This is a genomic window from Paramesorhizobium salinisoli (assembly GCF_003335045.1).
Classification (GTDB): domain Bacteria; phylum Pseudomonadota; class Alphaproteobacteria; order Rhizobiales; family Rhizobiaceae; genus Paramesorhizobium; species Paramesorhizobium salinisoli.
This window is the reverse complement of the sequence record NZ_QOZG01000006.1, coordinates 26,598-50,678: the sequence shown is the minus strand read 5'-3', so window position 1 is coordinate 50,678 and position 24,081 is coordinate 26,598. Positions and strand designations below refer to the sequence as shown.

General features: G+C 60.7%; 23 protein-coding genes. 15 read left to right on the top strand and 8 right to left on the bottom strand.

Translation table 11 applies throughout. From position 1 onward, the window contains the following. Positions 1-2 precede the first annotated feature (2 nt). The 6 genes from DUT91_RS14940 (at position 3) to rctB (ending at position 7,593) form a co-directional block, all read left to right on the top strand. Positions 3-878 carry an ABC transporter permease gene (locus tag DUT91_RS14940; protein ID WP_114441323.1) on the top strand — a complete coding sequence of 292 codons (876 nt, stop codon included), beginning with the start codon at positions 3-5 and terminating at the stop codon, positions 876-878. Beyond that, positions 875-2,548, top strand: a complete 1,674-nt coding sequence (locus DUT91_RS14935; protein WP_114441321.1) for a dipeptide ABC transporter ATP-binding protein — start codon at positions 875-877, stop codon at positions 2,546-2,548. The genes DUT91_RS14940 and DUT91_RS14935 overlap by 4 nt, the downstream gene beginning before the upstream one ends. Before the next feature lie 90 nt (positions 2,549-2,638). Next, positions 2,639-3,874 (top strand): CapA family protein, encoded by a 1,236-nt coding sequence (locus DUT91_RS14930; protein ID WP_114441319.1) that lies wholly within the window; start codon positions 2,639-2,641, stop codon positions 3,872-3,874. 166 nt (positions 3,875-4,040) lie between these two features. Next, positions 4,041-5,282: a peptidase T gene (gene pepT / locus DUT91_RS14925; protein ID WP_114441598.1), complete on the top strand. Its 1,242-nt coding sequence runs from the start codon at positions 4,041-4,043 to the stop codon at positions 5,280-5,282. 456 nt (positions 5,283-5,738) lie between these two features. Beyond that, positions 5,739-6,482 (top strand): helix-turn-helix transcriptional regulator, encoded by a 744-nt coding sequence (locus tag DUT91_RS14920; protein WP_160113659.1) that lies wholly within the window; start codon positions 5,739-5,741, stop codon positions 6,480-6,482. 94 nt (positions 6,483-6,576) lie between these two features. Further along, complete coding sequence (rctB, locus tag DUT91_RS14915) at positions 6,577-7,593, top strand: SMa0974 family conjugal transfer regulator (protein ID WP_114441315.1); 1,017 nt, start codon at positions 6,577-6,579, stop codon at positions 7,591-7,593. Positions 7,594-7,753: 160 nt separating this feature from the next. On the opposite strand, the gene traA is transcribed toward rctB, so the two are convergent. Then, positions 7,754-12,370 (bottom strand): Ti-type conjugative transfer relaxase TraA, encoded by a 4,617-nt coding sequence (gene traA, locus DUT91_RS14910; RefSeq protein ID WP_114441312.1) that lies wholly within the window; start codon positions 12,368-12,370, stop codon positions 7,754-7,756. A 220-nt stretch (positions 12,371-12,590) separates the two neighbouring features. Between traA and DUT91_RS14905 the strand changes: the two genes are divergently transcribed. The 6 genes from DUT91_RS14905 to DUT91_RS14870 all read left to right on the top strand — a co-directional run bounded on the left by DUT91_RS14905 (position 12,591) and on the right by DUT91_RS14870 (position 17,557). Next, positions 12,591-12,878 (top strand): TraC family protein, encoded by a 288-nt coding sequence (locus DUT91_RS14905; RefSeq protein WP_114441310.1) that lies wholly within the window; start codon positions 12,591-12,593, stop codon positions 12,876-12,878. Continuing rightward, the gene (locus DUT91_RS14900; RefSeq protein ID WP_114441308.1) at positions 12,868-13,107 is read left to right on the top strand and encodes a conjugal transfer protein TraD; all 240 of its coding nucleotides are present in this window, start codon (positions 12,868-12,870) and stop codon (positions 13,105-13,107) included. The genes DUT91_RS14905 and DUT91_RS14900 overlap by 11 nt, the downstream gene beginning before the upstream one ends. After that, on the top strand, positions 13,098-15,017 hold the full coding sequence (traG, locus tag DUT91_RS14895) for a Ti-type conjugative transfer system protein TraG (RefSeq protein ID WP_114441306.1): 1,920 nt from the start codon (positions 13,098-13,100) through the stop codon (positions 15,015-15,017). Before DUT91_RS14900 ends, traG begins: the two co-directional genes overlap by 10 nt. A 559-nt stretch (positions 15,018-15,576) precedes the next feature. Next, entirely contained in the window at positions 15,577-15,756 is a 180-nt protein-coding gene (locus DUT91_RS14885; protein ID WP_425373803.1) for an SDR family oxidoreductase, read from the top strand. A gap of 360 nt (positions 15,757-16,116) precedes the next feature. Then, a complete protein-coding gene (locus tag DUT91_RS14875; protein ID WP_114441303.1) occupies positions 16,117-17,307 on the top strand; it encodes a DUF1173 domain-containing protein in 1,191 nt (396 codons plus the stop codon). 16 nt (positions 17,308-17,323) lie between these two features. After that, the gene (locus tag DUT91_RS14870; RefSeq protein WP_114441301.1) at positions 17,324-17,557 is read left to right on the top strand and encodes a hypothetical protein; all 234 of its coding nucleotides are present in this window, start codon (positions 17,324-17,326) and stop codon (positions 17,555-17,557) included. Positions 17,558-17,638: 81 nt separating this feature from the next. Here the strand turns inward: DUT91_RS14870 and DUT91_RS14865 are convergent, their stop codons facing one another. Continuing rightward, positions 17,639-18,541 carry a LysR family transcriptional regulator gene (locus DUT91_RS14865; protein WP_114441299.1) on the bottom strand — a complete coding sequence of 301 codons (903 nt, stop codon included), beginning with the start codon at positions 18,539-18,541 and terminating at the stop codon, positions 17,639-17,641. 102 nt (positions 18,542-18,643) lie between these two features. Between DUT91_RS14865 and DUT91_RS14860 the strand changes: the two genes are divergently transcribed. From DUT91_RS14860 to DUT91_RS27180, 3 genes are all read left to right on the top strand, one after another. Beyond that, positions 18,644-19,216, top strand: coding sequence for a carboxymuconolactone decarboxylase family protein (locus DUT91_RS14860; RefSeq protein WP_114441297.1), 573 nt, complete (start codon positions 18,644-18,646; stop codon positions 19,214-19,216). A gap of 50 nt (positions 19,217-19,266) precedes the next feature. Continuing rightward, positions 19,267-20,031 (top strand): SDR family oxidoreductase, encoded by a 765-nt coding sequence (locus tag DUT91_RS14855; protein WP_114441295.1) that lies wholly within the window; start codon positions 19,267-19,269, stop codon positions 20,029-20,031. A gap of 175 nt (positions 20,032-20,206) precedes the next feature. After that, positions 20,207-20,332: a hypothetical protein gene (locus DUT91_RS27180; RefSeq protein WP_281032614.1), complete on the top strand. Its 126-nt coding sequence runs from the start codon at positions 20,207-20,209 to the stop codon at positions 20,330-20,332. Here the strand turns inward: DUT91_RS27180 and DUT91_RS26185 are convergent. From DUT91_RS26185 to DUT91_RS14835, 6 genes are all read right to left on the bottom strand, one after another. Beyond that, the gene (locus DUT91_RS26185) at positions 20,329-20,493 is read right to left on the bottom strand and encodes a hypothetical protein (RefSeq protein ID WP_200834976.1); all 165 of its coding nucleotides are present in this window, start codon (positions 20,491-20,493) and stop codon (positions 20,329-20,331) included. The two genes, DUT91_RS27180 and DUT91_RS26185, sit on opposite strands and share 4 nt — an antisense overlap. Positions 20,494-20,796: 303 nt before the next feature. Next, entirely contained in the window at positions 20,797-21,114 is a 318-nt protein-coding gene (locus DUT91_RS14850) for a DUF736 domain-containing protein (RefSeq protein WP_114441292.1), read from the bottom strand. A gap of 530 nt (positions 21,115-21,644) precedes the next feature. After that, entirely contained in the window at positions 21,645-21,770 is a 126-nt protein-coding gene (locus DUT91_RS27435; RefSeq protein WP_114441597.1) for an autotransporter-associated beta strand repeat-containing protein, read from the bottom strand. Further along, the gene (locus DUT91_RS26180; protein ID WP_200834993.1) at positions 21,767-21,934 is read right to left on the bottom strand and encodes a hypothetical protein; all 168 of its coding nucleotides are present in this window, start codon (positions 21,932-21,934) and stop codon (positions 21,767-21,769) included. The genes DUT91_RS27435 and DUT91_RS26180 overlap by 4 nt, the downstream gene beginning before the upstream one ends. Next, complete coding sequence (locus DUT91_RS14840; protein ID WP_114441290.1) at positions 21,934-22,866, bottom strand: ArdC family protein; 933 nt, start codon at positions 22,864-22,866, stop codon at positions 21,934-21,936. The genes DUT91_RS26180 and DUT91_RS14840 overlap by 1 nt, the downstream gene beginning before the upstream one ends. Before the next feature lie 352 nt (positions 22,867-23,218). Next, positions 23,219-23,806 (bottom strand): hypothetical protein, encoded by a 588-nt coding sequence (locus DUT91_RS14835; protein ID WP_114441288.1) that lies wholly within the window; start codon positions 23,804-23,806, stop codon positions 23,219-23,221. Positions 23,807-24,081 lie beyond the last annotated feature (275 nt).

Here is a 24,081-nt window from a genome sequence, read left to right as displayed (position 1 = left end):
TCATGAAAGCCGAAATCATACGGGTACTGAGAAGGCCTCCATTCGGGCAGGCTCTGACCCTATCCAAAGTCGTGCTTGCGGCGTATGTCCTGCTTGCCCTTGCGGCGCCGGCTATCGCTCCGCAAAACCCATACGACCCGCTGCAGATCTACGGATGGGAAGCCTCCTCCCCTCCTGGCACGGTTGGGAGTGGAGGCTTTATATACCTGCTCGGGACGGATGGCCTCGGCAGGGATATCGTCAGCAGCATTCTCTACGGTTTGCGCATCAGCCTCTTCGTTTCGATCACCAGTGCCACCGTCGCGGCTCTGATCGGGCTTACGGCCGGCGTTAGTGCGGCCTATTTCGGCAAGTGGGTCGATGTGGCAATCATGCGGCTGGTCGATCTCCAGCTGAGCCTGCCGACAATTCTCATCGCACTGATCGCCATCGTCACGCTCGGACCCGGGATTGACCGCATCATTCTGGCCCTGATCATCGCTCAATGGGCGACCTATGCAAGGGTGGTGCGCGGTATTGCACTCAGCGAAACCGGCAAATCCTACATGGATGCGGCCAAGCTGATGCGGCTGCCCACGTCTCGGATCATCTTCCGCCATTTGCTTCCCAACAGCATTGCGTCGGCCGTGACCCTGATCCCCATCGAGATCGGCCACGCCGTTGCGCTCGAGGCGACTTTGTCCTTCCTGGGCCTGGGCGTTCCGATGGACAAACCTTCCCTGGGTTCCACGGTCGCCAACGGGTTTCAGTACCTTTTGACCGGTCAGTACTGGATCAGCCTTTTTCCAGGCCTAGCCCTCTTCGGCCTGATCGCAAGCATCAATCTTGTCGGTGAGGACGTCCGACGCCGTCTCGACCCAAGGAGCCGTTCGATATGACACCTGAAACCACACATGCGCCATTGCTTCGGGTGAATAACCTCAGCCTTCGCTATCTCTCCGCATCAGGGCCGGTGACGATCCTCCATGACGTGAGTTTCGAGCTGGGCCGCGGCGAAATTCTCGGTATCATCGGAGAGTCGGGTGCCGGGAAGTCGACACTCGGCAATGCCATTATCGACCTGCTCGCACCCGAATTTCAGCGGGCGACGGGAACAATCGAGTTCGGCGGAAAAGCCATTGACGCCGCAGACGGAAAAGGATCGGGCGGTATTAGAGGGCGGCGGATATCCGCAATCTTCCAGGATCACACAGCCTCGCTCGACCCGCTGATGAGCGTTGGCGCACAAGTGGAAGAAACGGTTCTGGCGACGAACAGTTCTCTTTCCAAACTTCAGGCTCGAACGCGCACACTTGAATTGCTGGCGCGCGTCGGAATCCCTGAACCGCATAAACGGCACCGCAACTATCCCCACCAATTCTCCGGGGGACAACGACAGCGGGTGGTTATCGCGATCGCTCTTGCGGGATCTCCTGACATCATCGTCGCCGACGAGCCAACATCTGCGCTGGATGCAACGGTCCAGAAGCAAGTTCTCGCGCTACTTCGAAATCTCGTCGACGAGACGAACATCTCGATTGTTCTGGTCACCCATGACATGGGTGTGATCTCCGAGATTGCCGACAGGGTCGTCGTCATGCGAAACGGCCAGATAGTGGAGCAAGATGTCACCTCCACCATTCTCGATGCCCCGCAAAACGAGTACACGCGTGGCCTTCTTGCCGCAGTTCCGCGGCTGCGGACCTCCAGGACAGTGTCGGAGAGGGAAATCAGCAAGACCTCAACCACGCCCTTTGCCGAACGCGACCGCGAACCCCCTATACTGGTTGCAAAGGGTGTTTCGAAGACTTTTTTTGCACCAGGACTACAATGGGGCCGTCTTAGCGGAGAGGCCGGGTTCGCGCTGCAGGACGTGAACATCCAGATCCCGCGCGGCGCGATCACAGGCATTGTCGGCGAGAGCGGAAGCGGTAAGACGACGATCGGCCGCATCATCGCGGGATTGGACACGGCACGTGCCGGGTGGGTCAAAATCGGCGAAAGTGACTTCGACGTTTCGCGAAACGGCCGTCGAACCGGCCTCCTGGGCCGGGTACAGATGATCTTCCAGGATCCGGCAGTATCCCTGAACCCCAGAACAACCGTCGGAGAAACACTGCGCGAAAGCATCCGGTTTGGGGTCAGTCCTGTGTCCGGCGAAGAACCACCGGACATGGGGGCGATGATGGATCGGCTCGGTCTCGCCCGAAGCCTGGCTGGCCGTCATCCGCATCAGCTTTCCGGCGGCCAGAAACAACGCGTCGCAATTGCTCGCGCGCTGCTTGCAAGGCCACAGATCGTGATCGCCGACGAGCCGACATCTGCGTTGGACGTCTCCGTTCAAGCTGAAATCGTCCAGCTTCTCAAAGAAAGCGTCACGGAGCGGAACATATCGATGATCTTCATCTCCCATGACCTTGCACTGGTGCAGGACCTCTGCAGTACCATCTACATCTTTAGGGATGGCCGGGTGGAAGATTTCGGGCCTTCCGACTTCATCTTCTCGCACTCCCAAAACCCCTACACGCGCAGCTTGATTGATGCCCGGCCCCGTCGTTTCACCCATTGAAAACCGACGGTCCTCCACAGCGCGCAGCGGTGGATCCAAACAGCTAATTCTTGGGAAAGATTGGCGATTCGTCGCCACAGAAGGTGACATATGAACAGCAGCTTCACATTGGCCGTCACCGGCCAGTCGCTCATAAAGCGGGATGTCCGCCACATCCGCACTCCAGCTTTTCAGGAGGTCCAGGCGCTACTGCACAAAGCAGATCTTGCATTCACCAATTTCGAGGGAACAATCCTTGGAAATTACGGAGGATGGCCGCTCAAGGGGTCATTCTTCGGCAGCAGCGAGCCGGTCGTGCTGGATTCACTCAAGGAGGTAGGGTTCCAGGCGCTTTCGCTTTCGAACAATCATGCCTTCGATCTGGGACCGTCCGGGGTGCTTTCGACGTTGGAGGAGGTCGAAAAACGAGGCTTTCTCCATGCCGGGCTTGGTCGCAACCGTGCCGAAGCCGCTCAGGCCCGTATTGGGACAATCGGGCAGCGACACGTAGCCATGGTCGCGATGGACGGTGGCCCTGGCCCGGATTTCATGTATGCCGAAAACCGGTGCGACGATCGCCCGGAACGTCCCGGCGTCAACCGCCTCCGATTATCGCAGATTATGGATGTCGACCAGGCCACCTTCGAACAGATCCGGGCCGTTCGAGACAAGGTAGGCTACACGGCTATCGACCTTACCAACGACAGCCAGCCTGACGACCCCCCTCACCTCGATCTGGAGGCCGAGGTCGGGATCGCGCGTGGTGTCTTCAGGCGATCCAACCGGTTCGGTCGAAGCGTTAAGATCGATGAGGACGACATCAGGCGGAACCTCGCTTCGATCGCGGCTGCCGCCGAAAAGGGCTGTCTCGTCATAGCTTATCTCCATCACCATCATTGGGCCTCGGACTGGTACCAGGTTCCTGAGTGGGTCAGCAGCGTCGCAAAGCAATGCATTGACGCGGGTGCGGCCATGTTCGTCAGCCACGGTGCACCTGTTCTGCAGCCGGTCGAGATTTATAAGTGCCGACCCATATTCTACAGCCTCGGCAATTTCATCTTCCATGTGAAATCGGAGAAGTCGACCTGGACTGCGCCGGAGGTCTGGGAAAGCGTTATCGGGCTGTGCTCGTTTGGGGAAGACAATAATTTGATCGACATCACCTTCTACCCCGTCATCATCGGTGGCAACGAGGCATTAAACGATGGCATGCTGGAAAAACGGATGGTTCCGCATCTGACTACAGGTGCAAGTGCCGAGAGGATCCTGCGCCGGTTTCGTGAGCAATCCGGCAAACTCGGCACGGATATCGAGATCTCCAGCGGTGTTGGCCTTCTCCACAGTTAGCTTGCGGGTGCGTCCGCGCAACGACGGCATATTGGTCTCCGTCTGCTTTCCCCTGCCCCAAAAGGCGATGCTTTGATTGATCGCGGGTTTGGTCGCTGGATTCAGCCAATGCTCACTCGCCGTCCTGTATTTCGAGGTAACCACGATGTTCGCTGGGGTGGAACAAATGGGAATTCGTGACGAACTCATCAGCCGGTTTTTCCGGTATGCTGTAATCGAGAGTCAAAGCAACGGGGATTCCCAATCCATGCCATCTTCGCCAGGGCAATCTCAACTCGCAGCCTTGCTGGCCGATGAACTGAGCGTGCTTGGAGTTGACGATGTCCTGCTCGACGCGCAGTCAATCGTGACGGGCGTGAAGCGCGGAAACAGATCAGACGCTCCGAAGATTGGTTTCATCGCCCATCTCGACACCGTCGACGTCGGCCTTTCGCCGGTTATCCGGCCACGCCTCGTGCGTTTCGGGGGTGTTGATCTGTGCCTCAATCCGCGGAAGAACATCTGGCTGCGAACCGCCGAGCACCCTGAAATTCTCGCCTGGACGGATCAGGACATCATTGTCACCGATGGAACCAGCGTCCTTGGCGCGGACAACAAGGCAGCTATCGCGATCATCATGACGCTGCTTGCCAGGCTTGGTCCCGCAGATACACATGGCGATATCTTTGTCGCCTTCGTGCCGGACGAAGAGATCGGGCTGCGGGGCGCCAAGGCGCTGGATCTCACTCGCTTTCCATGTGATTTCGCGTACACGATCGATTGTTGCGAACTCGGCGAGGTCGTAGTGGAGAACTTCAACGCCGCTTCAGGAGAAGTCGTATTCACGGGTGTCAGCGCCCATCCGATGTCTGCAAAGGGCGTTCTCGTCAATCCTCTCCTGATGGCGCTCGATTTTATTTCCCACTTCGACCGCAGCGAAACGCCCGAATGCACGGGAGAGCGTGCGGGATTTTTCTGGTTCAAGGAACTTGTCGCAAACGACAGCGAGGCAAGGTTGAAGGTGTTGATCCGGGATTTCGACAGCGCTGAATTCAAACGGCGTAAAGATCGAATGGAGACCGTCGCGGAGCTGATCAGATCGAAATATCCTCCAGGCAATGTTCAGTGCAGCCTGAGCGATACCTATCATAACATCGGCAACTATCTCCGCGAGGACCACCGCCCCGCCGATCTGCTGTTCAAGGCTCTCGACCAGCTCGAAATTGAGAGAAAGCTCATTCCTATGCGTGGAGGGACAGATGGCGCAGTCCTCTCCGCCCGCGGCGTGCCGACGCCAAATTTCTTTACTGGGGCATACAACTTTCATTCACGGTTTGAGTTTCTACCCGTCCCTGCTTTCCAGAAGTCATTCGAAGTCGCATTGATGATTTGTGCATTGGCGGGATCGATGAAAAGCGGCGCCGGATAGTTCGGGGATAGATATCTGTCACGAGACAAAGCTGGCTAATCGCCTTCATGAGTGTCGAGACCCGCCTTCGCCCGGCATTATTCGATCCCGACTTTACCGAGTGCAGATAGACCCATCTTGCCGCCAGTGCGTGATCAAATGCAAGTCGGCGTGACGTCACAGTCATTCGCCATCCGCGGCATACCGTCGCAGATACGGCATCTGGCCAAAAGCTTGCCATTCATTGCCTGGATCCACGGGGACTTGCTGTAGGCTCTTGTACTATTTGCGTATTTCCAGGCTTATCCTTCAAGTGGATTCGAATTCGGTAAACCGACAATTATCTCGCACGGCACCCAATTCACACCCGCTGGATCTCCTAAAAGCTCTGTTCGACCATGGTAGCGATAACGCGAGTTTTAAATTCAATTATCCTCAATGCTAAACTCATTCTGTTGCTTGTTTGTGACAAGGGTCATGGCGATGCGCGCGGAGAGTGCCAGCATAGGGAAAATTGTCGAACTCACAGACGCTGCGACAAGCGAACACGATCTGCAAGACATTGTTGAAAAAATCGCCGAACTCTATGGACTGCGCCATGTCGTGTATCACGGTTCGCGCGTTTCCGACGAACTCACGTCAAAACCTATCCTTCTTTGCACCTATGAAAAGAATTGGATCGACCGATATTTTGAATGCCACTACTTCCGCATCGATCCGGTCGTACGCTTCGCAAACGAGCGCTTGCTGCCTATAGATTGGTCGGAATTGCCTAACAACACACCCGCTATCAAACGCTTCTTCGGCGAGGCCCATGAGCATGGCGTCGGTCGCAATGGCATGACCATACCAATCCGTGGCCCATGCGGAGAACGTGCTCTTTTCTCCATCACATCCGATGCGTCAGGCCGACGATGGCAACGTGACCGATTGCAGTATGCGCGCGAGTTGCAAGTCTTCGCTTACTGTTTTCATAATCGAGCGGTCGTCTTTCACGCGGCAAATCATGGTCATTCAATCGCACCGCTTTCGCCTAGAGAGAGGCAATGTTTGCAGCTTCTTGCCCAAGGTAGGGCGCCGAAGCAAATCGCCGCTGATCTGCAAATCTCGGAAAGTGCCGTCGCGCTTTACATCTCATCTGCACGCCGCAAACTCAGATGCATAAACAGGAATCATGCTATTTCGCGAGCCACCCGCCTCGGGCTGATCCATTCATTATAAACTGCCTATCCAATCCCGTGAACCTGTCGAATTTGCCAAATTGAAGAGCACCAGGGTGGCGTTAGCCTTCCACTCTGACTGATAGCGGGGAACCATGATAAAGGCACTCTCAACCATACATCGCTATGTCTTCCCTGAAATCTTCGGGCAGATGCATCGCGCTCGCGCAATGGCCTTCCATGGCCGGCTTGGATGGGATGTAGAAGTAGAGAACGGACTGGAGATGGATTCCTACGATCGTGACGAGGACGCTATTTATCTCATCGCATTGGACCATTTTGAGCAGTCCACAGCTTCGCTCCGTCTCCTTCCAACGACCGGCTCCACGATGATCAAGGGTGAATTTGCGGATCTGTTCGATGAACCAATCGATATAGAACGTCCAACCACATGGGAATGCACGCGCTTCTGCGTCCACCCGATGGAGACTCCGACCAGCGGCGACGCTTCAGCCGAACTATTACTGGGGCTATATCAACTTTGCCGTCTCGCTGGCATCGAAAGCATTGTCGGGATCTATGACCGCCGAATGACGCGGGTCTATTCCCGGATTGGCTGGTCACCATCCCCCGTGGCGTGCGGGCAAGGGGGGAAGGAAGGGCTTCTTCTTGGTCTTTGGGACGTCACTCCAGAGGCTACGCGTAAGCTGCGCTCCAGTGGGAGCTCATCCGCGCCAGTGATCGAATTTTCGCTCCTGCCGCTGGCGCTTCCGCCGGCGAAAACATCCCATGCAGCGCCAGACGAGGTGTCGCCAATGTACAAGCACGTCGCCGAAGCTTTCGTGCCGGTCTCACATGCGAAAAGCGTCGCAGAGAAGGTCTGCGCCCGCGCAAGTGACTATTGCCGCTTAATAGGCGCAACCGGCGCCGATAGGTTGCTCCACTTCCGCAACGCGCGCGCAATACTGAGACCGACTGATGAAGGCCTGCACTTCCGGGTCGAAGCGCAGGACTTTATTACCTTTTATGGCGTCCGGACGCTCTTGCAGGGGAGTTTGTCCGCCATGACGTTTCCGGGTGCAGCCGTCGAATGGCACCCTGATGACAGCGTGCCCTTCGACGCGATGCAAGGAGGCTCCGAAAACGAGCGGAACTGGTTGGGCGGGAGATAACCACCGCATTGCCACACCGGGTTTCCTTTCGCCTACTCCGCGCCGAATGAACTGCTCCCCGGCTCGCGTTCGTGGTTCTGGCGCCTTTTCCTGCAAAGCCGTGGCATACTTATGGAGAAGCCGGAGCAATAACTTCTTCCTTTCCCTTTCTTCTATTTTCTCAGTAGTTGACGCCCCGTGCGCGGTTGATGGTGCGCAGGCGCCGCTCGGACAGGATCTGCTGACTGCTCTGCAATCGGACGGTCTGCTGCAAAATCTGCAGCCTCTCCTGTATCGCCTTGAATGCGCGGCGCTGCGCCGGAGGCAGGCGATTTACGGCGTCCTTTTCCCCGCGCAGAATAGCGTTGCGGCCGAACCGCTCATCGAGCGCGCTGCTGACGGCGGCAAACTCCCGTCGAATGGCGAGATCAAGCGAACCGGCGGCGACATCGAGCTTGCTGCCTTTCTTTTTCACCTCCGCTGCCAGTTGCCGCAGGGTTTCTTCGGCAGCCTGGGACAATCCGGGAATGGCAATCGCCATGCGATGACGCTCTTCCGCAACGACCTGGCGCTCCGTCTCGAAACCGCTGAGCCACGATGCGCCGAGCGAACGCAGTTGAACGGCCACTTCCGGCACGGCCTGCAGCGCCTCCCTCCTCTCCCGGCCAGACGCCAGTATCCGATCCATCACGCGATCCGAGCCGCGCAATGCACCGTATGCTGCCGGATCATTGGTCACGGCCGCCGCGATCCGCTCGGCCGCGAAGCCGTTGACGATCAATTCCTCCATCTTGCCGACGGCGCTTGCCGGGTCCCGCCAGATACGCTTGGCTGTTTCGGCGAGCGCTGTGCGGCAATGGCGATAGTGCGCAACGCTGAGCGCCCGCGTGCGCGCCTCGTCGTCCACGGGCGTTTTGAACGCCGTCACAGCGGCAAACATCGGCAGTACGGCTTTTGCTTCCTTGCCGAAATCGACACTCGCGCCGGCCACGATCTTCCACCGATCCCTCCTTTCGGCCAGATGCTGCTCCTCGGCGAATCGGCGGACGACCTCGAACAGCCGCGTCAGCTTTCCACGGCGTTCATCCGCGAGATCTTCCGGCATACGCTCGACCATGTTGCGTTGGGCAACCGCATCCGCCTTTGACGTGAAGGCGCTCCAGCCGAAGCGGCCGGTTAGTGCATCACTGACGGCCTTCACCTCCTGCATGACGGACCGGTCTTCTACCGCATACGAAAAGGCAGTTCTGTAGGCATCCGCCCCGCCGTGCCGGCGTACCGCCTCTATCTCCATCAAGCGCATCATGGCCTGCTTCGAGATTGCTGGAACCGGCAGAGACATCATGGCGCGGCGCATCTTCTCCCGCTCGCGGAAGTATTCGGCATTGCGACGGAATGCGGTCGCATGGGCGCGCGCCAGGGGCAGCAATTCCTCCAGAGCCGCCGACGCCATTCCGCGCTCGTCCCGCGCACCGCGGCCGTCAACGATACGGTCCGAACCGCGCTGGCGGCCAAGCCGCTCCGGCACGGTGGCGAGATCGTCGGCAAGCTTGCGCGGCTCGATCGCGTCATCCGAAGCGAGCGTGTTCAGTACCGAAAGTGCGACGTCAGGATCGCTATAGATCTTTTCGAGTACCGGCCGCAAAATATCCTCGCGCTCCTTCCACCGTAGCGAAGCAAGCTGTGCAAGCCTTGCATCCTCGTCGACACTCCGGACAAATGCAGTCGTCGGCGGGATCAGGTACCGCCCGCCGATCGGAACGTCTTCTGCGCGGGATTGTGTCCGTTGTTCGTACGAGACCTGCCGTTCCCGCTCGATCGCAAAGCCGAGCACCACGCTCGCCCGCTCCCACAGCTTCGCCACCTGCCCGCGCTTCTCCGCAACCCACGCCAGCCGCCGGGCAACACCCTCCTCTATTCCCGCCGCGACATCAACGAGATCATCGAGCCCGCGCCGTTGTGCGAAATCTCTGGCATGCGCCTGGTATCCCGCCTCACTTTCGAAATCGAGCGTCGTCGTCTTGGCACCGAACCGCGACAGGCGCTCGACGAGGTGATTGATCAATTCCGGCCGATGGCTTTGCCGCTCGATGCGCTCCTGACGGGCTTCTGCGGTTTCGACTTGGCTTGCCGTCCAGATATTGCGATCGACGGTCCGCTTTTCGTAACGCTTCTCGCCCGTTTCCTCGTCGATGACACGAACCCTCACCTTGACCTTTTCCACACCATCCTTTCGCAGCGTCACGGTATCGCCTTGCGAGACATCTGCCTCCTCCAGCGCCTTCGGCAGGCTCACACCCCAAAGACGATGAACGGTTCCGTCATCCGTCCTGACGTCGGCATAGGGGCTGTCGCCCGCAGACTTGTCGTCCGGCCGGAACTTCGCATGTCCCCGTTGAACGAGTTCACCGGTGACGCCGGCCGCATGATCGGCGCGCGGTTTCCTGCCCCACTGCGGCTTCGCCTTGAAATCTTCCACCGCCGCATAGAGATCGGCGCGGTCGCGATGCCGGGTCATCGACACATAGGTCAGATGCTGGTCCATCATGCCGGTGGCGAGCACGAAGGTCCGGTCCACCGTGGCGCCCTGCGACTTATGGATCGTCGCGGCATAGCCATGATCAACATTGGCATAACTGTCCGCGCTGAGGACAACTTCGCGGCCATTGTCAAGACGCACCGACAGCAGCGGGTCGCGCCGCTTCTCGCCGGTAGAAACGACTGTGCCAAGCATGCCGTTCTTCACGTATTGCGGACCGAGACGCCGCGCTCGCGGCTCAAGGAAGCGAGCGTTTTCCAGGAAGATGATACGGTCGCCGACAGCAAACTCGCGTCCCCCACGCGCTGTCTGGAATTCGCGTGCGTCCGTCAGCGCGCCTTCATTGTGCATCACCCGACGCAGGGACATGTTCAGCTTCCGCACGTCATCGTTGGTATGGGCGAGAACGAGAAGTTCGTCACCGCGAAGCCGGCGGACCGCACCCTCCAGGACTGTTTTCTCGATCGCCTGTCTGCGCGCATCCGTCCAATCGGAAACGATGCGCTCGATGATCTCCTCACGGGTCTCGGCTTCTACCAGACGGCCGTGCGTGGCATAGGCATCGAGTCCTTCCTTCACCCTGCCGCGGGCGAAGAGCCGCGAGGCATCGCGCGCCCATTGCTCGCGCTGCCGGCGCACACCGGCTAGTTCGGCAAAACCGACACGCTCCGAAATCGCGCGGAACGCCGCGCCCGCCTGGATGGGCTGGAGCTGCATCGCATCGCCGACCAGTACGACTTTCGCCCCCACCTCTTCCGCAGCCTTCACGACGCGCGCCATCTGCCTGGAGGACACCATTCCGGCCTCGTCGACCACCAGCACGTCGCCGCGATTGAGCAGTTCGTGCGCGCCGGCCCAGGCGAGTTCCCAGGACGCGAGCGTCCGCGACTTTATCCCGGAACTGCCTTCAAGCCCCTCTGCCGCTTTGCCGGCAAGCGCCGCACCGATGACGCGGCGCCCCTCGCCTTCCCAGGCAACACGCGCGGCGGCAAGCAGCGTCGATTTGCCGGCGCCGGCGAGACCGACGACCGCCGCGATTGCGCTGTCGCCCGTGACGTGACGAACTGCATGGACCTGTTCCGTATCGAGCTTGAAGGGCCTGTCCGGATCGGCCATCTCCACGCGCCTGATCGCGGCCGTGACATTCCGCGACGCGACGCCGAACCCCTTGCGCTTCGACAGGACCTCAGCCGACAGCGCCATGTCATATTCGATGCGCAGGATCTCCCGCATGGTGAAGATCGCCGGCCTCGATGCTTTGCCTGTATCAGCATCGATCTCCTGAGGCTTCAGCGTGACCAGTTCATTCGAAGCCATCAACCGGGCACGAATATTGGCGAAATCGGCCGGATTATCGACATAGCGGTGCAGCGCCTTGGCGATATCACGCTCGTCGAAAGTAAAGCGTTCGTTGCCGAGTTGCTTCAGCAGTAACTCCGGCTCGGTGAGCAGCCGGTCTGCCATCGCCTGCCGACGCGCAAGATCGGTCGGGGCAAAGTACATCTCAATGCCCTTGCGGACGAGCGCCGTCTTTTCCGGCCCGAGATGCATCTGCGCGATCCCGTCGAGCCCCTGCTCGGCATAGGAGCGACCGTCCAGGCGGATTTGGTGGCCGGCAAGCGCCAGATGTCGGTTCGCCGTTTCCGCCCAGGCGATCTTCCACGCCTTCATGGTTTCCTTGTCGCCCGCCCAGACCTTGTAGACGATCTTGCCGTTCGGCCGGTCCGGCGTGCTGACACGCAACGGCCCCCCGTCCTCGCCTAGCACCGGGACTTTCTTCGGCCCGAAGCCCTCCTGCGTCAGTGGCCGCAGCGTCATCATCAGATGGATATGCGGATTGCCGTCCTTGTCGTGATAAACCCAATCCGCGACCATGCCCCAGGACGTGAAATTGTCCCGAACGAACTCGCGCACCAAGGCGATATTCTCCGCCTGTGTCAATTCTTCCGGCAGGGCGACGATCAACTCGCGGGCAAGCTGCGCGTCCGTCCGCGTCTCGAAGGCGTCAACGGCATTCCACAGCGCCTCGCTGGCACCAGCCACTGACTTTCCCTCAATCGCGGTCTTCAGCCAGGCCGGTATCCCGTCCGGCAATGCCAGCTCCTCATGCACCAGTTCGCGGACCCCACTTCGATAGCTGAAGGACGTTCCCGCCTGCTCATCCATCATCCGGGCGCGATGGCGATAGGCGGCGGCGGAGAGAATGCTGCGTCCCTTTCCTCTGCTGATCACCTGCGCTCTGACGAACATGATCGCCACTGACGTCTCCAGACCTCTCCCGGCACGTCGCGACAGCGACGTATATTGCGCCCTCAAACCGATCGGCCCTGGGGCCGATGCCACTTCTCCGGAAGACGGCCACGGGCAAGAACGCTGGCTGCGACATTTTCGGGGTAATGGAAGATAGACTATTTAACTATCAAATTCTAGATAGTATAATCATTGCTGTCGAAATTGCCTCACAGGAAGGGACTGCGGAATGGCCACGAAATCATCGATCACCGACATCGACGCCCAGATCGAAAAACTGCGCGAGCGCAGACGCTCGATGATTGCAAAATCCGCCGAGCGCTTTGCCCGTGCTGCCATGAAATCCAAGATCGCGGAGATGGAGATCGCCGACGAGGAGGTCGATCACATCTTTGAAGAGCTCGCCACGCGATTTCGCAAAGAGCAGAAAAGGGGGGTGGCTCACGCAGCCGCTTCGCCGCGTCGACAGCCACGTGGCGGGATTGGAGCGGCGGCGGAGGTTTCTCATGACGGCTGACCGCAAGCGCCAGGCGCGCGAGAAATTCCTGCTCGGCGGCATCGTCGTCAGGGCGGGACTGTCAAAGGCCGACCGGGCGTTTCTGCTCGGCGCTCTTCTCGAACTGGCAAGGGTCGCTCCCGGCTCCGCAGAGCACCGGCGGCTTCGCGACATCGGCGAGGAGGCGTTCAAGGCTCCCCCGCTCGATGACCATTCACCTCGGATTGCGGAGACAGCGGCATGGCGCTGAAGGCACAACTGCAACCGGGCCTGTCGCTTGTTCTGGTTCCGGTCGCGGTGACGGCATTCGCCGTCTATGTCGTCGGCTGGCGATGGCAGGGGCTTGCCGGCGGGCTATCGGGAAGAACAGAATACTGGTTGCTGCGCGCTTCGCCCATTCCGGCATTATTGTTCGGACCGTTTGCCGGGCTCCTGACGGTTTGGGCGCTGCCATTGCACCGGCGAAGGCCGGTCGCCATCACGAGCCTCGGGTGCTTTCTGGTCGTCGCCGGCTTTTATGCATTGCGGGAATTCGCTCGCCTTGCACCGTCTGTGGAGAGCGGCGCGATTTCATGGGACCGGGCGCTTTCCTATCTCGATGCGGTGGCGGTCGTCGGCGCAGTCATCGGCTTCATGGCCGTCGCGGTAGCAGCGCGTATTTCAACCGTCGTGCCCGAACCGGTGAAGCGCGCGAAGCGAGGAACCTTTGGAGATGCGGACTGGCTGTCCATGTCGGCCGCTGGAAAGCTGTTTCCGCCAGACGGTGAGATCGTCGTCGGCGAGCGCTACCGGGTCGACAAGGAAATTGTCCACGAACTGCCGTTCGATCCAAATGATCCGGCCACATGGGGGCAAGGCGGCAAGGCGTCGCTCTTGACCTACAGGCAGGATTTCGATTCCACACACATGCTCTTTTTTGCCGGGTCGGGCGGATACAAAACGACGAGCAATGTCGTGCCGACCGCGCTGCGTTACACCGGTCCGCTGATCTGCCTCGATCCGTCCACCGAGGTTGCGCCAATGGTGGTCGAGCATCGCACCCGCGTCCTCGGCCGCGAGGTCATGGTGCTTGATCCCGCGAACCCGATCATGGGTTTCAACGTCCTCGATGGCATCGAGACATCCAGGCAGAAGGAGCAGGACATCGTCGGCATCGCGCACATGCTGCTATCGGAGAGCGTGCGCTTTGAATCCTCGATTGGCTCTTACTTCCAGTCTCAAGCGCACAATCTTCTCACGGGCTTGCTTGCCCATGTGATGCTGTCGCCCGAATATGCCAACCGGCGCAACTTGCGCAGTCTCCGGCAGATCGTTTCCGAACCGGAGCCCTCAGTGCTCGCCATGCTGCGCGACATTCAGGAACATTCGAAATCCGCCTTCATCCGCGAGACGCTCGGTGTATTCACCAACATGACCGAACAGACGTTCTCCGGCGTCTATTCGACCGCCTCAAAGGATACGCAATGGCTGTCGCTCGACAGCTATGCCGCCCTTGTTTGCGGCAATGCGTTCACATCGAGCGATATCGTTACGGCCAGGAAGGACGTCTTCCTCAATATCCCCGCGTCGGTCCTGCGCTCCTATCCCGGCATCGGGCGTGTGATCATTGGCTCGCTGATCAATGCCATGGTGCGGGCAAACGGCGGCTTCAACCGCCGGGCGCTCTTCATGCTCGATGAGGTTGATCTCCTCGGCTATATGCGCGTGCTCGAAGAGGCACGCGATCGCGGCCGCAAATACGGCATCTCCATGATGCTGATGTACCAGTCGGTCGGCCAGCTTGAGAGGCATTTCGGGAAAGACGGCGCGACATCGTGGATCGATGGATGCGCCTTCGCGAGCTATGCCGCGATCAAGGCGCTGGACACCGCGCGCACCGTTTCGGCGCAATGCGGCGAAATGACTGTGGAGGTGAAGGGAAGTTCCCGCAACATCGGCTGGGACATCAAGAACAGCGCCTCGCGCAAATCGGAGAATGTCAATTTCCAGCGCCGGCCGTTGATCATGCCCCACGAGATCACGCAATCCATGCGCAAGGATGAGCAGATAATCATCGTTCAGGGCCATAGTCCGATCCGCTGCGGGCGGGCGATCTATTTCCGGCGCAATGATATGAACGAGGCGGCGAAGGCAAATCGTTTCGTAAAGGCAATTCGTTGATGGCTCACGCTGCCCGGGCCCGGCGGAAGTCGCCGCCGGGCGCTCCGGAAAATTCCTATCGGTCGGAACTGCGATAGCGCGCAAACGGATCTTCCGCGCCAGGCGACGTGATCCAGTCGAGGAAGATTGTGTAGCCGATCGCAAAGGCGGTACACCCGATCGCCATCAGAATGAACGCCCAGAACGGCATGCCGTTGGCGGCGTTGCAACGACAGCCCAACGTCTTGGCCCAAAAGCGCGTCGGCTTGCTCGGCAAGCAACGCTAGGAAGGCTTTCGTCCTGGCCGCAGACGCGGCCCTGGTGGATAGATGGCATGGACGTCCACTTGCCTGAATTCATAGGATGGCAGGATCGGCACTAGCCTTCCTTCGGCGATTTCACGGCCACAAACGAGAGCAAACAAGGAGCCTATTCCTCTTTCCGCCAGCACTGCTTCCATAAGCGGCCGCCAGTGATGACGCGCCATGCGGTACGGATGGGCACTTCCACCGACCCGCCGTCGGGACGGATCAGATCAGCCGCTCATCCGCCGCGAAACCAGCGAAGCGGATGAAGGGGTGTGCCACAAGCTCCACCGGATCAAGTAGAAGATGCGGATGGAAAGATCCACACCTTCGGTCTGCCAACCCGCAATATCGGCCGCCCAGAAGACATCGCGGCGGCCATTCTCTTCCTGATGGCCAACCGCTTCGTGACAGGAGAGGTACTGCATGTCGATGGGGGCGGGCGCTTGGTATAGTCGAAACCTATGCTAGTTTGGACTTGATTATCACTGATTTCTTGGTCCCGGGTGCTTGATAGAGCGAGATCTTGCCCGCTTTCACACGTGCGGCAGCTTCTCGGACATTGGAGCCTGCGGCGATATGGATGAATAGCTCGTCGCTGTTGGTTTCGAGGAGCATTGGGATGCGGCGAGCGACTGCTATGCTATCGGCCGCTTTCTCCGTCTAACGGCGCGCTCTGCCCTGGGCGGTCAGGCCCGCTGATACCCCGATACTATCGGATTTCAGATAGTATCAGGCGTAACGTCCGTGCTACACCCGTCTCTGGACGATCCAGGGAAGTACCTTCCGGCCGAACAGATGAGGAGGAGGATAGGATGCGGAGATTCAAGATCGGCGAACGGGATCTGGATGAAACCTCGCCCGAGCTCCGGGAGGCTTTGCCGCACGCCTACCAGCAGCGACTTCGGCCGCTGTGCCTTTGCAAGGAACCGCCCGTTCCCATGTACATCGCGCGTATGGAAGGGCAGTATCTGATCAAGCGCATGCCGCTGTCGGGCCGCGATCATGACGCTGTCTGCCCCGCCTATGAACCGCCATACGAGCTGTCGGGTCTCGGCCCCCTGATAGGCAACGCAATCCAGATCGATGCCAGCGGCAAAGCCGAATTGAAGCTGGACTTCACCTTGACGAAAAGAGGGCCGCGATCGGCGCCGGGCGCTCCGGCGGAGCCTTCCGAGCCAAGCATTCGCAGCGAAGCGAAGAAGCTGTCTCTGCGTGCGATGCTGCATTATCTTTGGGAGGCTGGCGAACTGACGGAATGGCGCTCCGTCTGGGTGGGCAAGCGGGGCTGGGGTCGGGTTCGCAACAGCCTTCTCAATGCCGCGGCGCAGATGACAGCAAGGGGCAGTTCCTTGAGCGACATGCTGTATGTGCCGGAAATGTATCATCCCGCCGACAAGGATGGCATCGCGGCCCGGCGAGCGGCGACGCTTAAAGGCATTCAGGCGACGGAAACCGGACCGCGAAAGCTGATGCTGATGGTGGCCGAGGTGAAGGAATTTGCCCCCGCGCGGGAGGGGCAGAAAATCGCCGTGCGGCATTTGCCGTTTCCGCTGATGGTGGAGGACGGCGCATGGCGAAGGCTGGCCGCACGCCATGAGGCCGAGCTGGAGCTTTGGCGCTCGAACGAAGCCTTCCATCTGATTGTGATCTGCACGTTCGGGATTTCCACCGCCGGCATCGCCTCGCTCGAGGAGATCGCGCTGATGGTGGTCAACGAGCACTGGATTCCCTTTGAGAACATCGACGAACTGCGACTGCTGGAGAAGCTGAGCGTTCTCAAGCGAAAGAGCGTCAAGGGGCTGCGCTTCAACCTGTCGCGCCACCAGCCGATCGTATCGGTGATGCTGCCGGAGCAGAAACCATCTCCAGTCGCAATGTTCATCGTGCCCGCGGGAGCCGGAGAGGAATACGAGCATGGGCTCGCGGGCATGATAGAGGCGAGACCGGAGATCACACCCTGGATCTGGAGGGTGGCGGCGGGGGAAATGCCGAGACTACCTTGACGCCGGAGCTGTGAGCATGGTCCTGCTGGTTGCGAGAGGAACGTCATTCGAAAGCTGGAAAAGCGACGCGGAGACGAATGCCGGGTTCGGCAAGTTCAAGGTGAAGGAGACGCCGGCACGCGAGGCCGCAACCCACGACGGGGCGACGATCAGTGCCAAGTTCAGTAGTGAAGTGCAGCGCTCAGAAGACAAATACAGTGGAGATCGAGGGAAGGTCGCAGTTTGGGTGGATAGCAGAATGGCAGGTTGAGCAACCACGGGGGAAGCAGCCATGCTTCTGGGCATCGCGGTTCCTGCGAACCCGTCATTCGTTGCAACGACGTGGTTCGGTCTAATGCCTATTGCCACTTGATCCGCGGAGAAACTCGATCATTGCACGTACTTTGGCAGGAAGATAACTGCGGCTAGGGTAGATCAGCCAGGCTGCGGTATCGAAGGTCGTTGCGGTGACATCCCAACCGTCGATACAGGGATGCAATGTCCCGTGGTCGAGATCGTCCCTGATCAGCCAGTCGGGAAGGAGGGCCGGGCCAAGACCGGCAAGGGCGGCATCCCGGATGGCGCCCGCAGGTGACAGGACGAGGTCGCCGTCCACTCGCTGCTCGGTGACGGTGCCGGCTGCGTCGCGGAAGATCCAGCGGGACCGGTAGTCGCGGTAGGGAAAGAGGATGGCGCGGTGATGCGCCATATCTTCAGGACGCTTCAGCTCCGCCGCCTGACGCAGATATCCCGGTGTGGCAACAACGCGGTATCGCGTGTCCATAAGCTTGCTCACGATATAGTCGCCGGCGACCGCCGGTGCGAGACGGACGGCAAGATCGACACGTTCGGCCACCAGATGGATGTTGTTGTCCGAAAATATCCCTTCGACCGCGACGTCGGGGTAAGCGCTGCGAAACGCGGCCAGACGGGGCACGACGAACCTTTGCCCGAAGGTCGCGGAGGCCGAGATGCGCAGGGTTCCCCGCGGTTCGGACTGCATCGCCCGGCACTCATCGGTCGCACGGTCGAGTTCCTCGCTCAATGGTATGATACGCGCGAGGTAGTGGGCACCAGCCTCAGTCATCTCCATCCGCCGCGTCGTTCGAGCAAAGAGAGGGAAACCGAGCTCTTCTTCGATTCCCGCGACAAGCCGGCCGATAGAGGACGGGTCGACATCGCGTTGGCGGGCCACTGCTGCGAAACTGCCGTGCCGTGCGACGTCCTGGATCAGTGTCAGATTTGCGAGATTCATTCATGCAGAATATGCAGGAGTCTGCGGTCTGTCACGCCATTTAACTCTGAAACATTCCGGAATATCCCTGTTGCAGTTCAAGACGAACGACAGGAGAGACGGATGCCGGACTTCACACTGCATACGCCCGCAACCACTCCCGAGGGCTCCAAGCTGCACTTGAGGCCGTCACGAAAGCCTGGGGAATTCACACCCAAAATGCATGCGACCCTCGCCGAGAGCCCGAGCGCCCTCGTGGGCTATGAATCTCTCTGGGGCGAGATCGCCTCATCGACGCTGAGCGCGGTGGAACAGCAGGTGGCCTATCAAGCCGTCAACGTCCTGCACGGCTGCGGCTATTGCACCATGGGCCACACCTTCCTGTCGCGGCAGGCTGGAATGGTCGAGGCAACGATCGCCCGTTTGCGCGCCGGCCAACCGCCGAACGACGGCAAGCTCGCCGCGCTCTGGACCTTTACCCGACGCGTCTCAGAGGCGCGGGGCGAGGCGCCGGAGGCCGTACCCGCCTTCCTCGCGGCAGGCTTCACCGATGCCAATGTGCTCGATGTGGTGGCAATCGTCGCCGCGAAAGTCATTGCCAACTACAGCGCCGTTCTGGCCAACATCCCGAACGGAGGATTCATGTCGGACCCCGCGCTGGCCTGGACGCCGTCAATGACTGCCGCCGCCGAATGACCTGCCCGGTCGGGGCGATGGCGCTCCGGCCTCTCAGTGGATGAAGTGAGATGGATTTCAAGGACAAAGTGATCGTCATTACCGGTGCGAGCCGCGGCATCGGCGAGGCCACAGCAAGATATTTCGCGTTCATCGGAGCGCATGTTTTCCTCGCTGCCACGAATGCCGATCGGATCGGAGAGATCGCGGCAGACCTTGAGGACCAGGGCGCGTCGGCTCACGCGGTCGCTTGCGACGTGTCCGACCCCGCGCAGGTTTTGACTCTGATCTCGACAGCGACGGACAGGACGGGCAGGCTCGACCTGCTGGTCAACAACGCGGGCCTGATCGATCCGATCGCTCGGCTGGCCGACAGCGAACCGCTGGAGTGGGGCCGGACCGTCGACGTTAACCTCAAGGGGGTCTACCATGGCCTGCGCTACGCTATCCCCGTCATGGTGGCGCAGGGCGGTGGTACGATCGTCAATATCTCCTCGGGCGCGGCGACCTCGGCGCTCGAGGGATGGAGCCATTACTGCGCAACCAAGGCGGCGGTCCTATCGCTGACCCGCGTAGCGGACAGGGAATACCGCAACAAGGGATTGCGCGTGATCGGGCTCAGCCCCGGAACTGTGGCGACGCGGATGCAGGAACAAATCCGGGCCTCGGGGATCAACCCGGTCAGCCAGCTCGACTGGTCCGCGCATATTCCAGCCGAGTGGGTAGCGAAAGCCATCGCATGGTTGACGACCGAAGGGGCCGATCCGCACCTTGGCTCCGATTTCTCTCTCAAATCCAACGAAGGGCGGCGGGCGGTTGGATTGCCGGAGGCGTAGGTCAGGGCGCCGCTATTGTCCTTCCGAACCCGCAGGCTCTCGGGTATCGGCTTGGCGATTTTCCCAAAGGGGTCCGACCGCGCGAAGCTGTTGTTTGCAGGGCCTAGTTTCAACGGTGGCGATAGGCCGGAAACGCCATAGGTGCCGGCTATACAATGTGCAAAGCAATGATCTGATGTCCAAATTTGGCCATCAGATCGCCACGCCGAAAAAGCTTGCCTTCACTGCGGCCAAGGTCGTGAGGGATGCATTGAACGGCCTGACCGAGTCGCGTGCGTCCGGCAGGCAAGAGCCTCCCTAGAAGGGAGGCTCGCTGCTGATAAGGCCCTCCTGCCCGGCCCAGATGGCTTCGCGCTCCGCCAGCGCCATCGCAAGCTCCTCCTCGACCCAACGACGCTCGTCGCGATAGACGGCATTACACAGCTCGGCGCGCAGTTCCTCGATGTGCTGATCGATCGTCATAGTCATCTCCTTGATGTTCGTGAAAGACCCCGCCGGCGGTCATGGCGGGCCGGAGGGGTCAAGGAGCGCGCAGCGACCGGCAGAGCCGGCGAGCGGGGGAGCCGAAATGCGCCAGCATTTTGGGGGAACCACTCGTCCTTGAGGCTTTGAGCCGCCATGGCATCCTCGGACGATCTGAGCAGACGCCACCTGGCTCTGTATGGCGCCCTGCAAGCCGGAAAGCAGGCTCGATGCTTGGTTCCGGCTTCACGATGCGCGGAAAGAGAGCCCCGCCTCGGCGGCGGGGCTCGTTCGTTGCGGCGATCAGACCTCGCGCTTCGGGCGGTTCCAGATGAGGGCGTATTCTCCCTGCTTTTCGCTCGGCCAAAGTGCCGCGGTGATCGGAGCATTGAAGCTTGGGTCGTCCAGCTTGACCGAGATATATTCCTCGCCGTCGTTGGAGATCGCCTTCCAGCCCGCGCCGACCTCGACGCCGTTGCCTGCTGTGATGCGGAAATCCGGCGCGTCGCGCGAGACGCGTTCGATGGGGTTCAGGCGGGCGCGCATGCTGACGGTGAGGGTACGGACGTTGCCAACGATGCTGTTGTTGCCGTTGGTGGAGAATTCGCCGATGACTGCCATGATCTGTTCCTTTCCAGTTTGCTCGGGCCGCGCCCATCGCGGCCTCGATGGCGGTGTAACGACCGGCGGCGATCGACACCGCACCCCCGGGTCCCCGTTGCGCGAACGCAATGGGGTGGCTTGTCGGGCCGGAACGCAGTGGAGGGCGGCCAAAGACGGCTATTTTGCTTCGCGGTGCAAAGGCGGGCTTGTCCCGCCGGCGGAAAATAGCCGGCGCCGGCCGTTGCGGAATGGCGATCGAGACGTGAGGCGTCCTCCGGTCACACCAGACCCACCGAGGCCTGCATGGGTGCATTGAGGCTCAAATCGGAGGAACCAGATCATGGCTCGCCGTCATCGGTGGCCCTCAACCAGTGGGATAATGACACGTATCGCAGGCATTGTCCTCGCGGTTTGCCTCGACTACGCTGCCGCCGATCTTATCGACCCGTCTGCCAACGTCCCACCCGCGCCATCTTGACGGCAAACGCCCGGTTTGGGGTCACTCGCTTCCTCTTCGCGGTCGGTGCGTAGCCGCCGCATGATGGGGGTCAGGAGGACAAGGGCGCCCCAATCTGTTTCACGACCTCGCGGTTTTCGCCCTCAGATTCCTGGCCAAGCTGCAGCGTGCCCGCCGAGATCGTCGTCCCATCGGTATAGGTATTATCCGCAGTCAGGCGTGTCGGCGATAATCGCGCAGTCGGGCATAGGCCCGACCCTCGCCATGGACGGCGAGCAGCGCTGTCGTCGTGGATTGGGCGCTGGCGCCGAGCGGACACGCGCGCAGGCGAAACGGGGAGGACGCGCGGTCCTCCCCGGCAAGAAGCGGGGCGTGAAGCATCAGACCGCCGCCGCCCGCCCGCTCTGCGCCCTGGGCTGGAGGTCGTGCAGATAAGCCACGGCACGCTGCGCCCGGGCGGCGGCCGAGAAGATCGCCCTGCGATCTGCCTGAAGGACACGCAACCAGCACGCGACATAGCTGGCGTGATCCGGGCGCGGCTCCAGCTCCGGGACGATGCCAAGATCGGCACAAAGGAAGCTGGCGCCGATCTCCACGAGGAGTTCTTCGTGCGCGCGATCGGTCCGATCCCGATGGTAGCGGCTGAGATCCCGGTTCAGCCGCTGAGGGGCCCCGGTCCAATGCAGGGTCTCGTGCGCCCGGACAGCGACGAACGACGCGATGTCCCTGAACTGTTCACGATGAGGCAGTTGCACACGATCGGTGACCGGCGAGTAATATGCCCTGTCGCCGCCATAGCGCACCCTGGCTCCGGTATTATCGAAGAACCGGTCGGCGTGTTGGACACGCTCGATGGGATCGTCGCCTATTGGCTCCGGCCGCCGGTGGCAATGGTCAGGCAGACCTTCGATTTGATCGCAATTGAAGACAGTATACGCCTTCAGGAACGGAATCTCGCGCTCAACCTCGCAGCCGCCGGCATCGGTTTCAGTCTTCATGAACCGGCTGGCATAAACGACAGTCGCCCCGCTCTCGCCCTTGCGGATATGCGCACCAAATTCGTTTGCCTGCCGCAATGTCATCCACATGGCTGAAGAGAATCCCCGTGCCATCCCCTCCGACCAGAGAAGGAGCACATTCATTCCTTTGTATGGCTCGCCGTTGTGGCGGAGCGGCCGGGTAATCCGGCCGCGGGCGTTGTGTGCACCCCATGGCTTAACCCATGGGCGGACGCCCTTCTCCAGATCGGCGATGATCTTCTCAGTGATCCGCGCATAGATGTCGGAGCGCGATGCGCTTTCCTTGCCTCTCATGTCGTAAACCTCCGTCTTGGAGGCCGCGCCTGTCGCGGCCCGTCACGGGGGTCCTCTCGCCGGGCCAATCAGGGGGCCGCGCACCCGGACCGGGGTCCCCGCCGCGCCTGCGCGACGGGGTGGTCATGGGCCGGAACGAAGAGGAGGACGGCGAAGCCGTTGCGCAGTTCGCCAGGCCCGGCAGGACCGCCATCCGGGACGGGACGCAAGGCGCATGCGCCCCAATTCCTTCTTTCTTTCTCCTTCCTTCTTGTCCGAAGCAGGCGCGACACGAAGAAGGCCAGTCCTGGCAGGACCGGCCCCGAAAAGACGACGATATCCGGCGATACCGAAGCCTCGCCTCGTGGACAGCTCATCCAAGAGCCGCCATCTGCTGCTCGGCGGCTTTACGGTCGAGGTTCCGGCCGGGGACCTCGACAGGACGCTCGAAGGGCTTCCACGTCTCGCCGATGACCTGTTGGTAAGCGGCGACGGCGCCCTCGGCCGCCATGCGCAGGGCGTGCGACTGAACACCCATATCGGCCGCGAACTCGCGCCTGCGCTGCGCGGCGCTGCCGAAGCCGACCGGCCCTTCGAAATCCTCATCGCGCAGGTCATTGGCGGCCTTGGCCGTGGCATCGCGTGCCTCGGACACCGCACGGCTGTAGAACTGGCCTGCCCCATGGGCCGAGCCGACAAAGGCGCCGACGATGCGCTGGAGATGAATCTGCATCGCCCGCTCGCCAAGGCCTTCGCTCAAGGCGTCGGCGGTCTCGATGATCAGCTTCTCGTGCAGGTCGCGGATGCCGTTGCTGTCAAGGACAGGGAGGCCGAAGCTCTCGGCGATGAGGATGGCCTGCGCCGCATCCGGGCAAGCGAGCCGGACCATTTCGAGGTTGGTGCCTTTGCGCAGCGGGACGACGCGGGCAGTCTTTCGGGGTGTGCGAGCGGCTTTGATCATGGCAAATTCCTTTCCTTCCGTTCTGCCGAAGGCTCGGACCGGCCCGTGCCTGCCCTCCCTCTGGCGCGGTCGAAAGAAACCGGCGGAAAAACGGGCGCTTCAAGGTCCGGTGCTGCCGGATCGAGCGAAGCCGGCTTGCGGGCAAGCAGGGCTGACAGTCCTCGCGCAGCCCCGCGGGCCTGTTTTGCCGAGATCGGCTGCTCCGGCCGCAACGCGGCGCGACTGCGGCCTTGAAGCGGCAGGCCGCCGGTTTACGACCGCAACCCCCAGCCGAA

Excerpts from the sequence above, each read along its gene's own strand:
- DUT91_RS14940 (WP_114441323.1), top strand. The coding sequence starts at position 3 with ATGAAAGCCGAAATCATACGGGTACTGAGAAGGCCTCCATTCGGGCAG.
- DUT91_RS14935 (WP_114441321.1), top strand. The coding sequence starts at position 875 with ATGACACCTGAAACCACACATGCGCCATTGCTTCGGGTGAATAACCTC.
- DUT91_RS14930 (WP_114441319.1), top strand. The coding sequence starts at position 2,639 with ATGAACAGCAGCTTCACATTGGCCGTCACCGGCCAGTCGCTCATAAAG.
- pepT (WP_114441598.1), top strand. The coding sequence starts at position 4,041 with ATGGGAATTCGTGACGAACTCATCAGCCGGTTTTTCCGGTATGCTGTA.
- DUT91_RS14920 (WP_160113659.1), top strand. The coding sequence starts at position 5,739 with ATGGCGATGCGCGCGGAGAGTGCCAGCATAGGGAAAATTGTCGAACTC.
- rctB (WP_114441315.1), top strand. The coding sequence starts at position 6,577 with ATGATAAAGGCACTCTCAACCATACATCGCTATGTCTTCCCTGAAATC.
- DUT91_RS14905 (WP_114441310.1), top strand. The coding sequence starts at position 12,591 with ATGGCCACGAAATCATCGATCACCGACATCGACGCCCAGATCGAAAAA.
- DUT91_RS14900 (WP_114441308.1), top strand. The coding sequence starts at position 12,868 with ATGACGGCTGACCGCAAGCGCCAGGCGCGCGAGAAATTCCTGCTCGGC.
- traG (WP_114441306.1), top strand. The coding sequence starts at position 13,098 with ATGGCGCTGAAGGCACAACTGCAACCGGGCCTGTCGCTTGTTCTGGTT.
- DUT91_RS14875 (WP_114441303.1), top strand. The coding sequence starts at position 16,117 with ATGCGGAGATTCAAGATCGGCGAACGGGATCTGGATGAAACCTCGCCC.
- DUT91_RS14870 (WP_114441301.1), top strand. The coding sequence starts at position 17,324 with ATGGTCCTGCTGGTTGCGAGAGGAACGTCATTCGAAAGCTGGAAAAGC.
- DUT91_RS14865 (WP_114441299.1), bottom strand. The coding sequence starts at position 18,541 with ATGAATCTCGCAAATCTGACACTGATCCAGGACGTCGCACGGCACGGC.
- DUT91_RS14860 (WP_114441297.1), top strand. The coding sequence starts at position 18,644 with ATGCCGGACTTCACACTGCATACGCCCGCAACCACTCCCGAGGGCTCC.
- DUT91_RS14855 (WP_114441295.1), top strand. The coding sequence starts at position 19,267 with ATGGATTTCAAGGACAAAGTGATCGTCATTACCGGTGCGAGCCGCGGC.
- DUT91_RS27180 (WP_281032614.1), top strand. The coding sequence starts at position 20,207 with ATGTCCAAATTTGGCCATCAGATCGCCACGCCGAAAAAGCTTGCCTTC.
- DUT91_RS26185 (WP_200834976.1), bottom strand. The coding sequence starts at position 20,493 with ATGACGATCGATCAGCACATCGAGGAACTGCGCGCCGAGCTGTGTAAT.
- DUT91_RS14850 (WP_114441292.1), bottom strand. The coding sequence starts at position 21,114 with ATGGCAGTCATCGGCGAATTCTCCACCAACGGCAACAACAGCATCGTT.
- DUT91_RS26180 (WP_200834993.1), bottom strand. The coding sequence starts at position 21,934 with ATGCTTCACGCCCCGCTTCTTGCCGGGGAGGACCGCGCGTCCTCCCCG.
- DUT91_RS14840 (WP_114441290.1), bottom strand. The coding sequence starts at position 22,866 with ATGAGAGGCAAGGAAAGCGCATCGCGCTCCGACATCTATGCGCGGATC.
- DUT91_RS14835 (WP_114441288.1), bottom strand. The coding sequence starts at position 23,806 with ATGATCAAAGCCGCTCGCACACCCCGAAAGACTGCCCGCGTCGTCCCG.